This window comes from Pseudomonas sp. GW460-12-10-14-TSB1 (assembly GCF_017349775.1).
GTDB lineage: Bacteria > Pseudomonadota > Gammaproteobacteria > Pseudomonadales > Pseudomonadaceae > Aquipseudomonas > Aquipseudomonas piscium.
The window spans coordinates 19,694-33,832 of record NZ_JACNAC010000066.1 but is presented as its reverse complement, the minus strand read 5'-3'; the positions used below and the strand labels follow the sequence as shown (position 1 = coordinate 33,832).

Here is a 14,139-nt window from a genome sequence, read left to right as displayed (position 1 = left end):
TTGATGTTTAGAAGGAGGGTCTACTGCAGTAAATCTGCGTGTTGCAGGCCAGCCATTTGGCCTGCAAGCACACTCATGGCGACCACCAGCAAGTGGGTGATGGAGAGAAGCGCCATTTACGCGAGATGGGTTTGGTAACGCGCTTTCACCTCCGCCACGCTCAGCCACTTACGTCGCGAATGCACCACGCGATGACAATTAGCACATAGCAACGCCAGGTCAGTGAGCTTGGTTTTGTCACCGGGTTGGAGTGTGTGCAGTGGCTTAGTGTGGTGAATGTCGATGATGCCTTCGATATCCGCACCATAGGTTTTGCTGAAGTTGAAGTCGCAGGCTTCGCACTTGAGTTCACCGTGTTTCTTGAGGGCCTCGTCCTTTTTGTGTTTGACGAGCTTTTTGTCCCTTTCCCGTACCCGGTGTACTCGGGTGAGTACTTTGCCTTCCTCAGCCTCGAAGAAGCCTGGCTCTTCCTCTTCATTTAAATTTATGGGGGTAGTCGTGCCGGACTCGACGTTGGCGTTGATGGCGGCCACTACTTCAGCGAGTCGTTTGGGGTTGTTAGCGAACTCCAGCCATACCAACTCTTCATCCTTGTTGCCTTTCGCAAGACCAGTACGACCGGAGTTGGTGTAGCTCGGATCCCAACGACGGAAATTGTTGAGCTTCATGCAGACACCGTTGGTGTTGCGAAAGCTCGGGTTCTTACTCACGCCAGTGGCGTTGCCAATGAGGTTAAGGCTCTGTGATAAGGCTTCCACTTCCGGGTGGTTCTTCCCGGGCAACCCACCGCGATGGCGGAGGTAAAGGTCCAGGGCCAGGACAAGCTCGTCGCGACTCCAAGGGGGATTGGATTGATTACTGGTGGGTGAGGAGGGCATGGGCTATCCGTAGGTTTCCCGTTTCTTTGTAGGAAGAAACGCAATATTCAATAAGAATATTCTCGTCTGATAGCGTTTGGGAATTATGCGGTGTGCGAATGATGTTCGCTGGAGAGGCTCATCCTGATAGGAGCTTCCCGAACACAGCCGCTTCCTTGAGTGCTGTGCTCGGGTTAGTACCATCGATTAGTCGTTGTTTTGCTCGGCTAGCCGGCTTGCAAAATATTGCGTGGTCTCTGGATCGGTACAGTACAGATAGCAACCTTTCATCCCACGGGTCATCAAGGTTCGATAGGTGTTTTTGATGATCAGGTCCGTCTCCTGCTGCGCCAGAACAGGCTGCTCTTTCATCAACTTTTTCCAGCCACGAATCGACTTGTCGTACTTGTCCCGCTCATGGGGCGAAGTCACTACCTGGCCATTACGCACGATCAAATCCGGTCCGATGATCACACCGATGTAATCCACTTCCAGCCCTTGGCAGGTATGGATGCAGCCGACCTGTTCTACGGAGTTCTCCGCGATGATCCACAAGCTGCCGTCCTGATCCAGGTTCCATTGGCGAGCGTAGTGGTCACCGATCTCGATATCCTTGGCCTTGGAGTCTTTCTTACTACGCCATGGCCAGCAGTAACCGGCGACAACCCGCGCTTTGTTTCCATGATTCTTTTGTTCGATGGCCTCGTGCATCGCTTGCGGGGAGTCGAACACCTTGAACTCGTACTCGCTGGCATCGAGCAATGGGTTGGCGGTCTGGCGAATACCCAGTACGTCATCCAGCCACGCCAAGTAGCCGTCGGAACCACTGCAACGGAACTGCGAAGACAGGGTGTATTCCTCCACCGTTGCCCCTCTGGCCTCGGCAAACGTGCGGATCGCTTGTTTGCTGCCGATATCCTTTAAGGTCACGCGCTGATCTTCGTCGATAAAGAACACTGTGCATTTAGCGGACCCGATCAATTCCTTGATCTGGTTGTCGCCCTCGTTGCCATAAAAACCACTTTTTTCATTGAGCCTGTGGGCTTCATCAACGATCAGCGCGTCATAAAAGTCGGGCTTAATCTCCATATAGGCGCCCGAACCGGAAAACAGGCTGGAGAACTTGGTGGGCTTGATGGTGCCGATCAGTTTCTTCTCGTACACGGCACGTGGCGCGGCGTTTTTCGAGACATACCTGCTCATCAACCGTAAGGCGGTGAGCGTTACTAACAGATTGATAGCCACGACCGTTTTTCCGGTACCTGGACCGCCTTCAATAATCACGACCTTTGGAGCCTCGGCAGAGGCTTCTTTGACCGCAGCCAGTACCGACTCAAAAACTTCCTTCTGATCATCAATCAGTACGAACTCAGGCTTGCCCTCCATCAGCCCGCTAAGTGCCTCAGCCAACGCTTTGGACGGGCGGATCTTGCCGCTGGAAAGCTCGTAAAGCACCTCTTTGTTGTCGCCGTAATAGATGTGCTGCTTGAGGAAACTTCTCAGCTTTGTCAGCTCGTCTGGGCCCTTGAGGAACAACGGTGCCTTGCTGGTATAGGCGTCGTAGTGAGCTGAGTCGATAACGCCATCGCTGACGTAGTTATGCAGATAGGCGCAGGGGCGGACTTGGATGCCTTTGTCATAGACGGCCTCATTGAAACCCTCTAGCAAAGTGGCGTACGACCACACCTGATAGGACGGGTGAATGGTTTCCACATGACTGCCACCTAGCGCCGTCTTCACGATCGCGTCCTTATTGGTGGCGCTGGCTTTGCTCCACTGTTTCAGTTCGACCAGCACTGCATTTTTGGTCTGATATTGATCGTGGCCTGTCAGCAAGAAGTCGATGCGTTTCATGGATTGCGGAATGTGCAGCTCAATGGCCACGCCAGCGTCATCCGGCAGATCCTTATCGCGCAGGACCTTGGCCATATAAGTCAGCGAACCTTGCCAAGATCTGATCTCCGAAGCGGCCACTTTCTTGCCCGTGGCCTCTTTGAAGTGCTTGAGGATGACCTCTTCGATATCGTCGTTATCGCAAACGTCGAGGAATTGCTGTTTGGTCGCGGCGTAAACGATCACGAATAGTCCTTAGAGCCCAGAGGGTCAGAGTTGGTCGTACTTCTTGCTGGTGCTTTTGGCTTTGTCGACGGGGTACTTCTGGCCGTTCAGCGCGAGTTTGCTGGTCACCGCTTCGTTGAGGTCGACGCCCAGCACAGTGCTTAGGCGCACCAGGTACATCAGTACGTCAGCCAACTCATCCTTCACTGCTTGAGCAGTTTCTGGGCGCTTGGCCGCATCCATGGCATCGGCTTCGCTCATCCATTGGAAGATTTCGCAGAGCTCTCCGGTCTCACCGGTAAGGGCCAGGAGCAGGTTCTTGGGGGAGTGGAACTGTTGCCAGTCGCGGTCGTCGGCAAAGCGCTGTAGTGCGGTTGCTAAGCGCTCGATGTCGAGTAATGGGGTGGGGGAGTCAACAGCAGTGCTCACAATCTCGCCTCTTGGTTGACTACAGCTGGTGCGACTGGGAGCTGCGTCAGAAATCGGAGCGTGGATTGTAAGAGGTTTCTTTTTTTGTGGAAGGATTTTTGCTGATCTACCTTGAGGGGCAGCTGCACATTCGTTTTTATGGAGGCAGGTTGGCGAGGTAGGAGTTGGATCTAGCTAGCTGACCCAAACGTCTGTTGCTTGCCATTTAGTTGAGGGTACGGGTCTCAGTTTTTTTCCCGCTCGGTTTGACGAGGGGCCCTAACTCGTCGGAGCCCCGTTGGGGCAACGATGCTTTGTAGAAAGAATTCGCATGACTGCTTTCGATCCAGGCTGCGTGAAGACCTCGAGCCTAGTTGGAACCCTGAAAATGGGCCAAAAAACTACGCTTCTACGTGAGGTCCAGGCTGAGCCTACCGATAAATTTTAGATTTCACATACACATAGAAGTGCAGACTTCAATTTTTGCTTAGGGATTTCACGTAACCTGGACCAAAGGCAATAATTAATATGCCTCTATGAAGGCAGGGGCGAGCCAGGACGGGATTTAGTTGATACCGGAGAGCTAGGTGTGGGATGAGTTTAAGTCGATCAAAAATAAAAACGAGATGATGCTCTGGCAAGCTTGCGCCTACCGCTACAGTTAGTGGGTATTGTTCCGCAGGTGCAGGGGGATTGACCAAGAAGACGGCAGAGTGTTGGGTTGCGAATGGATTAAAGTCAACGCCAACAACGTTTGAGCAACCAAATACATGGGTGAGAGCAAGTGATTGGGTATTAAAGCGATTGATCGTCCTGGTTAAAATCTGTGGGCGTTCGCCGGGTATAGACGCGTTGATGGCAAAGTAATATCTTTTAGGGGCGAGAAGCTTCTTACGACCACAAATGTAAGGTTGAAAGAAGGTGGCGACAAGGAGGCCTATTAACAGTCGTTAGTGGGAAGTTAATTAGATATTAACGGGTCGAAAAATGCGCATATCTGAATTTTATAAGCTTGATCGGAATCAATCGCAATTGGATTTTGTCGATGTGAGGCTAGAAACTGATGTTCCTGTGTTTTTAGATCCTACGGCGATAAAGTCATTAGAGTCTCCTTGGGGGAATGAGTTATCATCTTTGTTGCAAAGTTTTTTTGAAACTGTCCTGTTAAATATTAAAGGTGGTAAAGATCAGGTCGCTCAAGCGCTTTTGGCCTCATTGAGTGAACGTAATGAGTTTCATCTTGGTTATTCTAAAGGCAAATCTCAAGGCCATGCGTTCGGTGTCAAGTCTGCAGAAACGGTCTGGGGGGCATTGTCTAAAAGTAATGCTTCGTTGACAGGGCTGCTGGAGGATTTAGAGGATACGTGCCTTTTAATTGAAGGTGTGGGCCCCGATATGGTGTCTGATGCAGTAAGTAATATTCTGCGTGGGCCCTTAATAAAGTACACGCAAGACATGTGTGCTTACTACGGTATTCCCATGAGTACCGGAGTCGTGTCAGGCCCTATATGGGATCCGGTGAAGGGAAAGTGGATAGACGGATATGTTACTCTTCCCATAGCTGGATCTTTTGGGAAAGTCATTTTTGTGCCGAAGATTTTGGTTCGGCAGAAGTTGTCTTACAAGGTTGATGAGTATTATCGACATTACTTGCTTCCTGAAATGCAAATGGCTGAGTTAAAGGCTAGAACTTCGCTTGTGGAAGTTCTCAGGGATGGGCGTGAGCGAGTTACTAAAAAAGCACTGATGGATAAATATGGGTCGGACAAGCTGGCCATTGTAAATATGACGCTAAAGTATCCTCATGCGTTAGAGGACTATCGAGAGGCTAAGCGAGATAAAAGTCCGCCTCCTCTTAGTCACGAAGCGATTGCAGATGTTGAAAGCGTCGATAAACCAGATTGGAATGCGCTAAAATCGGCGTTGATGGCTATTCCAACGGGTAATGATAGTGCTACTGCTTACGAAAACATTATAGAGAAAATATTTTCGTCGCTATTTTATCCATCGCTATGCAACCCGACCAAGCAACATAGTATTCATGATGGAAGAAAGCGTGTCGATATTACATATACTAATGAGGCTAAAGTTGGTTTTTTTCATTGGGTGGGATTGCATTATCCGTCATCGATGATATTTGTGGAGTGTAAGAACTACGGTAAAGAGTTGGGTAATCCTGAGGTGGATCAGCTTTCAAGTAGATTTTCACCTAGAAGAGGGACTGTAGGGATACTCACGTGCCGGACAGTACAGGATAAATCGAGGTTGGCCGCTAGATGTCACGATACTGCCACGGACTCTCGAGGCTATATAATTGTCTTGGATGATGAGGACGTTTGTGCGTTGGTAGATGAGCGTTTGAGGGACTTGGAGTCATGCAGTTATGCGTTGCTGCGTAGTAAGTTCATGGAGCTGATTAGCTAGCTTTTAGAGTGGCTGCTTCGTGAGTCTCTGTTTTTTTGGAGCGGATCAGCGCCTCGCAGTACCCATAGGGAATAGCCGGTCACGTTGATCCGTTTTAAGTTGTCTGAAGACTAAAGCTTCATCGATTTTATCGTGAGTGGAAAAGGCGGGTGCAAACAGAAATTTATATTTAACTGTTGCGTATGGTTTGTCTGGTTTTGGCCGCTTTTTGCCCGTCATGATCGACCAGAATCAATCCAACATGGATGAGTGTCGATGGCTATTGGAGACCACTGAGCGTTCGATTGTGTCTACGAAACTTGAAGCTGTTCATGATAATGGGGCTTGTTTTATGTTTTGAGGAAAAACAAGCTGCCCCCCGTTAAGCATCTTTTGGCTAGGTTTCCAGGTATTAAAAAAGCCGACCTTTGGCCGGCTCTCTGTGGTTTTAGGTCATGCGCTAAAAGAACGCGTCTCAATCACCGCCAACACATCCCGCACATCCTGCAGCAGCAACCGGGCGGTATTGGTCACGGTGCCAATGTCCTTGTCGCTGGAGTCTCGTAATGTAGTGCAGGCCATCAAATTCAGGTAGTCGAGCGTGGTGCGCAAACGCTCGCTGGCACACGCATGCAAATCTACCAGCGGCGCATGCCTGTCGATAAACAGCACCGGTCCATCGCTGGAAATTGGGGTTAGAGGGATAAAACGTTCGGATGGGTCTTGAGTCTTCATGGCGTCGTTTCTTCCAAAAAAATGAAAAATCGCCACCTGTTGCTGCGAATCAATTGGGTGGCAGCTGTACGCGGGTTCGCAGACCGAGGAAAGAAACAAACCCGGTAGACCCGAAGGTCTCCCACGCACAGCCGCCATAAACGAAACGAAGGCGAAGTTTGCCTGAGTTGTCATTGACTGTGTTGTTTGAATCTTTCTGTTGGGCTGCGAAACCCTGTCGCTGACCGGAGTCAGCAGACGTGAAAACTATAGGTGTGAGGCGGATTCGGGACAACGGCAGGGCTGTAGGAAAGGTCTCGATTGTGGGTAGGGCGAGGCTGAGTCGTTGATCCTTGTCGCAAGCGAGATGGTTACGAAGAGCCCCGTAGCGATTACCGCAGGTCTAGACCGTGGGGCAGCGTCCACCATTCAGTCGCTGAGGTTCATCCGAACAATCGTGGTGCGCCGTTTTAGGGCCGCTGCGCGCCCCATCGCAGCCTCGCGGGCTCGGCAGCGGCTACAGGGCCGCAGCAACACCCTCTGATCCCCCCAACCAACTTTGCTATCCTGCGCGCCTTTTATTTATTGCAAGGAGCGCAGGCATGACCCAGTCCGTTGGTGGCGGGAGGCGAGTAGGGGCAGGGACTCGGGGTGGTGTGTCTCGCCTGGGGCATTTTCTATCCCGGTTGGCGCCGGCGCTTTTGGTGGGTATGGCGCTGGGTGTGCCCACGGCCAACGCCAACCCCATCACCACCTACCGCGGCACGCTCGGCGATACGCCGGTGGAGTTGGCGCTCACCTATGACTCGCAATACGGCGGCGGGATGTCCGGCTATTGGTTTAGCGGGGCCGAGCGGTTGCCGATGCCTTTGGAGCTCACGCCGTTTCGTCAGGGCGGGGGGCTGTTGATCAATATCATGGATAACCCGACCTTGCCGGCGGCGGCTGTGTCGTTGCAGCCTTTTGCCGAGGGGGCTGAGGCGTTGCAGGGGGCCTTGGTCGATTTGCGCACGGGCGTGCAGCAGCCGTTGCGGTTGCAGCGGGTGATGCGTTTTGGCGGGAGTCAGCGTGAGGCCTTTGACGGTGAGTTGTTGCAGCCGGCGGCCGACAAGCAGTTCTATTTCAGTGTGCATGCCGTGCGCAATGCCGGGGAGGACACGGGGCGGGTGGACAGTATCCGGGTGCTGAGCCGGGCCACCGGCGAGGTGGTGCAGGAGGTGGGCGGGCAGTGGTGCCTGGCTCCGACCGGGACTCGCACCCTGACTTTCGAGCATTTCGATGCCGATTCAACCATCGATTTCCAGGTGCAGGGCTACAGCTTGAACGGCCCGTACGGCAGTGTGCTGTGCGCGCCGACCGAGTATTACCTGTACCACCCACAGACCCAGGCGTATCTGCGCCATCCGCAGTTGGAGCAGTTCGCCGCGGAGGGCACTGTGCGCTTTGCCGCGGGCGGGCAGATGGAGTTCAGCAAGCAGGACTTTGTCAACTTCAGTGCGGGCATCCGGCGTTGGGATTATTACCGCGTGATCAGCCCTGATCGGCTGGAATTTATTCAGTCTGGTGAGGAGCGTTTCTGATGCGGCTGGTTGATCTTTTTCGCGGGCTGGCGGCGTTGTTGCTGGTGTCGTGGCTAGTGCCGGCGCAAGCGGCCCACGGGGTGTACCAGGGCACCTTGGGCAAGCAGGCCATTGTGCTGACGCTGGGCAGCCAGAACGCGCTGTACCAGGGGACCTATGCCTACCAGCGCTATCGCACGCCGATCCGCCTCAAGCCGACCTTCAGCTTCAGCAACAAGGTGCTGGCCATGGACGAGTTGGACGAGCAGGGCCTGCCGGTGGCGCGCTTGCAGTTCAACGACCTGATGGTCAGCCGCCAGAGCGAGCAGGTGCGCGGCAGCTGGACCAGCTATCGCACCGGCAAGACCTTGCCCATCGCCCTGAAGCTGGTGGCCCTGGTGAACTCGGACTACTCGTGGCCGCAGCCGAACACCACGCTGTTGCAGAGCGCGTCTACCAAACGCTGGTATTTCCAGGTGCCGATGCAGGGCAATGACCAGCGGATAACGGCGATCGAGGTGGTGGACAAGGCCAGTGGCAAACCGCTGCAGACCCTGACGCTGGCGGCGCCGGGTTGTCTGTATCAAGGGGTGGATATGTTGCAGGTGCAGGCGGAGGGGGAGAGCCTGCGGATCAGTTTGAGCGACTGCAAGTTGCCGGGGTTTCAGTGGAATGAGGGGAGTGGGCGGTTTGAGGCTTTGCCTTGAGCCGGTTTTGGCTTTGTAGGTTGGTCTTGGTGTTTAGTCAGACAGGCCGTGCTTTCAGGTTTTGCGACTGCTATGCAGTCGATCACAGCCTCGCGGGCTCGGCAGCGGCTACAGGGGTGGTGTCAGTTCGCGCTGCATGATCAGGGTGCGTTCCTCGCCATGGTATTGCTCGCGCAGGGTACGAAAGCCCAGGTTGGCGTAGAAGCCTTCGGCGGTGATCGAGGAGGGCACGGTCAGTTGGGTGATGCCGGCGCTCAGGGCCTGGCGTTCGAGTTCGGCCATCAGTTGGCGGCCGACGCTCTGGCCTTGTCTTTCCGGGGCGACGAAGACCGAGCGCACTACATAGCCGTCGAGGCTGGCGGTGCCGACGATTTCGCCGGCCGCCTGGGCCACCCAGACCTGGCGTTTGCTCAATAACTGGCGCACGGCGGGCGGGCTGAAGTTTTGCCGCACCTGGGCGATCACGGCGGCTGGGTAGTCCTGGGCGTTGCTGGTCTGCAGGGCGGCGATGATCAGGCGGCTGATGGCGTCGGCGTCCTGCTCGTGGGCGGGGCGGATTTCACAGTCCATGTGGGGGCATCCTTCGATCGGTAGACCCGGACACTAACCTTGGCGGGTCCGGTTCGCCAAGGGCTCAGTGCATGCGGCGCGCTTCCAGCCATTGAAACAGCAGCATGCCCGCCAGCATGGCCAGGACAAATACCCAAGCCTGCCAATGGAGCGTGAACAGCAGGGTTAGCCCCGGCCCCGGGCAGATGCCGGCGATGCCCCAGCCGATGCCGAACAGCAGGCTGCCACCGATCAGGCGGCGGTCGATGTCGCGGCGGGTGGGCAATTGCATGGTCGCGCCGAGCAGGGCATTGGGCTGCTTGATGGCCCAGTGGAACGGCCACCAGGCAGCGCCGATGGCGCCGAACATCACCAGGGCCAGGGACGGGTCCCACTGGCCCGCCAGGTCCAGAAAGCTCAGGACCTTGGTCGGGTTGGTCATGCCCGACAGCAGCAGGCCGAGGCCAAACAACAGACCGGCGATAAAAGCCGTGACCTTGCGCATGTTCATAGCCCCATCCCGTGGCGCAGCAGCCAGACGGTGATAAAGCCGGTCAGCATAAAACTCAGGGTGGCGACCAATGAGCGCGGCGACCATCGGGAGATGCCACAGACCCCATGGCCACTGGTGCAGCCCGCGCTGTAGCGCGTACCCAGGCCCACCAACAGCCCGGCGCCGATCAGGCCGGCGATGCCGCTTTGGAACTCGATCGTCGGCAACACCTGGAACAGCCCCCAGAACAACGGCGCCAGCAGCAGGCCCGACAGGAACAGCGCCTTCTCGCTCCAGCCTTCGCTGCCCGGTTGCAGCAGGCTGCCCAGCAAGCCACTGATCCCGGCGATGCGCCCGTTGGCCATGACAAACAGACCGGCGGCCAAGCCAATCAGCGCGCCACCGGCGAGGGCGCTCCAGGGCGTGAAGTGCAGCCAGTCGATGTTCATGGGGAAGGGGACCTTGTGCAGGGGAAGGGTGAGTGGAGTTTAGTCTTTGGGGGGGTGGTGCGATATGTCTGAGGTGGTTAGAGGAGAGTGGTGATGTCAGTTGGAGAGTTGCCTGTGAGAGCAGCGGTATGCCGCAGAGCATCAACGCGTCAACTGGGCGATGAGTGCTCTCATTACCAAGGCGTCCAGTTAGGTTTGTGAGGGAGTTGTTTACCAGCTGCCATAGGGAATGCCGTATTTCTCTATGTACCGCTTGGAGTTCTCGGACTGGGGGTAATAGTGCCCATTTGATTTTCCAAGGTGTGGCCCCAGCGGTTCAACTTCAGCTTGGACGCGGGCGACTTTGATCGGGTGATGACACTCATCTCTTACCCATACTTGTACGATGCCGCCAGGAGCCAGCCCTAAGTTGACTGAGGCCATATAGCTGGCGGTTTGTTTCGGAGTTTCCGGGCAACGCCGGGCGGTGGTCTTACGCATGATCTGCCGGGCCTCTTCCGGAATATCGATCCATACCCGATAAGTTTGCGGTTCAACCACCGATTGCCAACGTACGAAAATGCGTTTGGGCAGGTCGGCACCGATCACCGATTTGCCATCACCACCAACCTCGCTCCAACCTCTGGCCCATTCCTTTTTATAACCAAGGTCGCCACCTGATGCAGTCCCTCGGCCGGTGCGGAGAAACAGTTTTCCGTTGATGTCCTCTACTGCGCTGTCTTCAACCCAGACTTCCATGTAGTAGGGTTCGGTAAAGCCAAGTTCCCACCAGGGGCTTTTGGGATCGTTTTTTGCGGAAAGCGGATCGCTGGCTAGGCAGCCAGTCAACAGCAGTGTGCCCAGCAGGGCGATGAATGCTTTCATTGCCGGCGTGTTCGGTTGTAAGTCGGGGGATGTGTTCACGTAGTAAAGTGCGCCGATACCAAGAGAGTTCTGCTTACCAACTGCCATAGGGAATGCCGTATTTCTCTATATAGCGTTTGGATTTTTCGCTGACCTTATAGGCGTAACGCCCATTGTTTTTGCCTTGGTCCGGTCCTAGCAGCTCAACTTCGGCTTGGGTCCGCACTACTTTTATCGGATGACGGCATTCATCCCTTACCCACACTTGAACAATGCCGCCCGGCGCCAGCCCCAGATTGACCGAGGCCATATAGCTGGCGGTTTGTTTTGGCGTTTCTGGGCAACGACGGTCGGTCGCCCTGCGCATGATCTGTCGGGCATCTTCCGGAATATCAATCCATACCCGATAGGCTTGCGGTTCAACCACCGATTGCCAGCGCACGAAAATGCGTTTGGGCAGGTCGGCACCGACTACGGATTTGCCAGCGACTCCGACTCCAGTCCATCCCCTCGCAGACTCCCGGTTGTCCTCAGGTTGTCCGCCTGCTGCAGTTCCGCCGCCGGTGCGGCGAAACAGTTTTCCATTGATATCTTCTACCGCGCTGTCTTCAACCCAGACTTCCATGTAATTGGGCTCGGTGAAACCGAGATCCCACCAGGGATTTTTGGGGTCGTTTTTTCCGGATAGCGGATCGGTGGTCAGGCAGCCACTTAGTAGCAGTGTGCTCAGCAGGGCGATGAATACTCTCATTACCAAAGCGTCCAGTCAGGTACGTGAGGGGACGTGATTGTTGAGCAGCGTGCTTCGATATCAGAAGGGTTCTGTCTACCAACTGCCATAGGGAATGCCGTACTTCTCTATGTAGCGCTTGGAATTCTCGGGTAGCGGGTAGTAGTGCCCGTTTGATTTACCCAGGTGCGGCCCCAGCGGTTCAATCTCAGCTTGCGCACGGGCGACTTTGACTGTGTTGCGGCATTCATCTCTGACCCAGACTTGTACGATGCCACCGGGGGCCAGGCCTAAATAGAGCGATGCCATATAGCGAGCAGTCTGATGCGGAGTTTCCGGGCAGCGTCGGTTAGTCGAGGTGGTCATGATTTTCCGGGCCTCTTCTGGAATATCCACCCATGCCCGATAGGCCTGTGGCTCTACGACCGATTGCCAGCGTACGAAAATGCGCTTGGGCAGGTCAGCGCCAACCACTGATTTACCGCTACCTCCAACTCCCTTCCCGCCCCATCCTCTGGCCCACTCTTTGTCGTAACCCATATCACCACCCGCAGCGGAGCCGCCGCCAGTGCGAAGGAATAGCTTGCCGTTGATATCTTCAACAGCGCTGTCTTCAACCCAAACTTTCATATAGAACGGCTCGCTGAAGCCAAGCTGCCACCAAGGTGCCTTGGGGTCGTTTTTTCCAGATAGAGGATCGCTGGTCAAGCAGCCAGTTAGCAGTAGTGCGCCCAGCAGGGCGATGAACATTCTCATTACCAAAGCGTCCAGTCAGGTACGTGAGGGTGTTGCACACGCACGGCATCCACCGTGGGGGCGTTGATATAGACGACTTTAAGGCTGCCGCCATCCTGTTTGCCAAGTGGGTGGTTCCAGTGAGCCGAAAGATGGATATAACGCAGTTTGAGCATGGCCTCCTCGGCTGGAGTCGTACTGTAGTCACCGGCGACAAATCTGTCACAAAGGGCTTGCAGTTCTTGCGGGATGGCGTAGTCCAGATCCTGTTCGTCGATGGCGTTGAAGCGCACACCATTCTCCCTAGCCAGTTCATACATGACGCGTAGATACACCCTCGATAGCCTGTTGCTCATTGGGCGCTTGAGTTGCAGGCCGGCATATATCCGTTTTTTTCGTGGGGCGAGGCGGTCCTGTGGATCTTGCGGTAGAACCATCGGCTCCGGTGTGATGATTTCCAGCCATTGTGCGGGCCAACCCTCGGTCAGCCAGCGCTTTCTTATCAGGGTTGCGTCCCGGTAAATCGAGGTCTGGGTCACGTCAGTATTGATCGGCACCTCCAGCGCCTGCATCGGACTGACCAGTACACACTCCTGCACCTCATCCAGATAACCGCCACCGATATCCGAATGTGCGCCGGGTAGGGGGATCTCCACATGATCGGGTTTGACCTGGCTCAGGGCAAAGTTGGCCCGGTACTCGTCGCGTGCGACCAGTTGGACTACTGAGTGAAAATAGCGACGATCGAGGTGCAGCTTGATACCTGGGGTAATGGCGCTGCGTACATTGCCCAGATTGCTCAAGCCGGCAACCGACGGCACAGTGTCGAAAAGACCAATAAAACCCATGTCTACGTTGTTGCCGTACTGCCGGTTGAAGTGTGGACTGAAGGCCTTGGAGTGGTCGTGCAGAATCAGTTCGAGTGGCCCGAGCCAGCGCACAACTTCATTGGCAAAATGCCGGGCCGCTGCCGCGCCTCGGCTAAAACCAAAAGCATCGAAGATCAGTGACGTGATCTCGCCTTCGGGATTCTCTGTGTGGATATCGTTGATATGTTCTTTGATCTCACGGAAAGCCCTTTGCACACATCCCAATATTCCGGTGTCACCACGCCCTGTACCTGAGGTGATCAGGCTGTCTTTTTCACCCGTCTGTGTGCCGATACCCTCAACATAGATTGAACGAAAAGCACGCTTTTGCAGTTCTCTACCCTCGATTTCCCGGCTGGAATAGTACAAGTCACTCAACCGCTTAACATTGCTCACATCATTCCCATAACTGCTCTCCGGATCCCTCATATACGGCTTGCAACTGCCATCGAGATCCTTGGCTTCAATGGCGTGCTGCGCCCCGCAAATCTGGCCCATAGCCGAGTTGCTGGCATTGTTTCCGGTACCGTCGAAGAACACTCCGATACGTAGCGCCACCTGGGCTTTTGCCGGTGGTGGCGCAGGCTCCTTGGCGTATTTCTCGTATTGGGCCCAGAGCTGTTCGCCGTAGCTGGGCTGTTCGGTCTCGGCGGAGCGTTCAGCAGAGTGCTGGTTGGGGTTGGCGGGCCGAAGAAGGCTGGGCATTGGCCCGGGTCCGTTGCTGGCCATGGGTGGTCCTGGTTCAGGCGAAAGGGGCGCTGGAAA

General features: G+C 55.1%; 14 protein-coding genes. 3 read left to right on the top strand and 11 right to left on the bottom strand.

The genetic code is table 11. The features are described 5' to 3' along the window. Nucleotides 1-116: 116 nt before the first annotated feature. The 3 genes from J4D52_RS26880 to J4D52_RS26870 form a co-directional block, all read right to left on the bottom strand. Complete coding sequence (locus J4D52_RS26880; protein WP_102677803.1) at nucleotides 117-878, bottom strand: HNH endonuclease; 762 nt, start codon at nucleotides 876-878, stop codon at nucleotides 117-119. 186 nt (nucleotides 879-1,064) lie between these two features. Next, nucleotides 1,065-2,936, bottom strand: a complete 1,872-nt coding sequence (locus tag J4D52_RS26875) for a DUF2075 domain-containing protein (protein ID WP_102677802.1) — start codon at nucleotides 2,934-2,936, stop codon at nucleotides 1,065-1,067. Nucleotides 2,937-2,960: 24 nt separating this feature from the next. Further along, the gene (locus J4D52_RS26870) at nucleotides 2,961-3,344 is read right to left on the bottom strand and encodes a nucleotide pyrophosphohydrolase (protein WP_102677801.1); all 384 of its coding nucleotides are present in this window, start codon (nucleotides 3,342-3,344) and stop codon (nucleotides 2,961-2,963) included. A gap of 966 nt (nucleotides 3,345-4,310) precedes the next feature. Here J4D52_RS26870 and J4D52_RS26865 point away from each other — a divergent pair. Then, nucleotides 4,311-5,747 (top strand): hypothetical protein, encoded by a 1,437-nt coding sequence (locus tag J4D52_RS26865; RefSeq protein ID WP_102677800.1) that lies wholly within the window; start codon nucleotides 4,311-4,313, stop codon nucleotides 5,745-5,747. Nucleotides 5,748-6,179: 432 nt separating this feature from the next. On the opposite strand, the gene J4D52_RS26860 is transcribed toward J4D52_RS26865, so the two are convergent. Further along, nucleotides 6,180-6,461 (bottom strand): fructose-bisphosphate aldolase, encoded by a 282-nt coding sequence (locus J4D52_RS26860; protein WP_102677799.1) that lies wholly within the window; start codon nucleotides 6,459-6,461, stop codon nucleotides 6,180-6,182. Between the two features lie 581 nt (nucleotides 6,462-7,042). Between J4D52_RS26860 and J4D52_RS26855 the strand changes: the two genes are divergently transcribed. Continuing rightward, a complete protein-coding gene (locus J4D52_RS26855; RefSeq protein WP_102677798.1) occupies nucleotides 7,043-8,020 on the top strand; it encodes a hypothetical protein in 978 nt (325 codons plus the stop codon). Next, complete coding sequence (locus tag J4D52_RS26850) at nucleotides 8,020-8,706, top strand: hypothetical protein (protein ID WP_102677797.1); 687 nt, start codon at nucleotides 8,020-8,022, stop codon at nucleotides 8,704-8,706. The genes J4D52_RS26855 and J4D52_RS26850 overlap by 1 nt, the downstream gene beginning before the upstream one ends. 108 nt (nucleotides 8,707-8,814) lie before the next feature. Here the strand turns inward: J4D52_RS26850 and J4D52_RS26845 are convergent, their stop codons facing one another. The 7 genes from J4D52_RS26845 to J4D52_RS26815 form a co-directional block, all read right to left on the bottom strand. Beyond that, entirely contained in the window at nucleotides 8,815-9,276 is a 462-nt protein-coding gene (locus J4D52_RS26845; protein WP_102677796.1) for a GNAT family N-acetyltransferase, read from the bottom strand. Nucleotides 9,277-9,340: 64 nt separating this feature from the next. Further along, nucleotides 9,341-9,760 carry a DUF6691 family protein gene (locus J4D52_RS26840; RefSeq protein ID WP_173678565.1) on the bottom strand — a complete coding sequence of 140 codons (420 nt, stop codon included), beginning with the start codon at nucleotides 9,758-9,760 and terminating at the stop codon, nucleotides 9,341-9,343. Between the two features lie 2 nt (nucleotides 9,761-9,762). Continuing rightward, nucleotides 9,763-10,197: a YeeE/YedE family protein gene (locus tag J4D52_RS26835; RefSeq protein WP_053278642.1), complete on the bottom strand. Its 435-nt coding sequence runs from the start codon at nucleotides 10,195-10,197 to the stop codon at nucleotides 9,763-9,765. Between the two features lie 210 nt (nucleotides 10,198-10,407). Further along, the gene (locus tag J4D52_RS26830; RefSeq protein ID WP_063430893.1) at nucleotides 10,408-11,061 is read right to left on the bottom strand and encodes a DUF2931 family protein; all 654 of its coding nucleotides are present in this window, start codon (nucleotides 11,059-11,061) and stop codon (nucleotides 10,408-10,410) included. Between the two features lie 73 nt (nucleotides 11,062-11,134). Continuing rightward, nucleotides 11,135-11,791, bottom strand: coding sequence for a DUF2931 family protein (locus tag J4D52_RS26825; RefSeq protein WP_081251626.1), 657 nt, complete (start codon nucleotides 11,789-11,791; stop codon nucleotides 11,135-11,137). A 75-nt stretch (nucleotides 11,792-11,866) separates the two neighbouring features. Then, nucleotides 11,867-12,526 carry a DUF2931 family protein gene (locus tag J4D52_RS26820; RefSeq protein WP_009048443.1) on the bottom strand — a complete coding sequence of 220 codons (660 nt, stop codon included), beginning with the start codon at nucleotides 12,524-12,526 and terminating at the stop codon, nucleotides 11,867-11,869. Beyond that, nucleotides 12,526-14,103 carry a DUF2235 domain-containing protein gene (locus J4D52_RS26815; RefSeq protein ID WP_063429895.1) on the bottom strand — a complete coding sequence of 526 codons (1,578 nt, stop codon included), beginning with the start codon at nucleotides 14,101-14,103 and terminating at the stop codon, nucleotides 12,526-12,528. Before J4D52_RS26815 ends, J4D52_RS26820 begins: the two co-directional genes overlap by 1 nt. Nucleotides 14,104-14,139 lie beyond the last annotated feature (36 nt).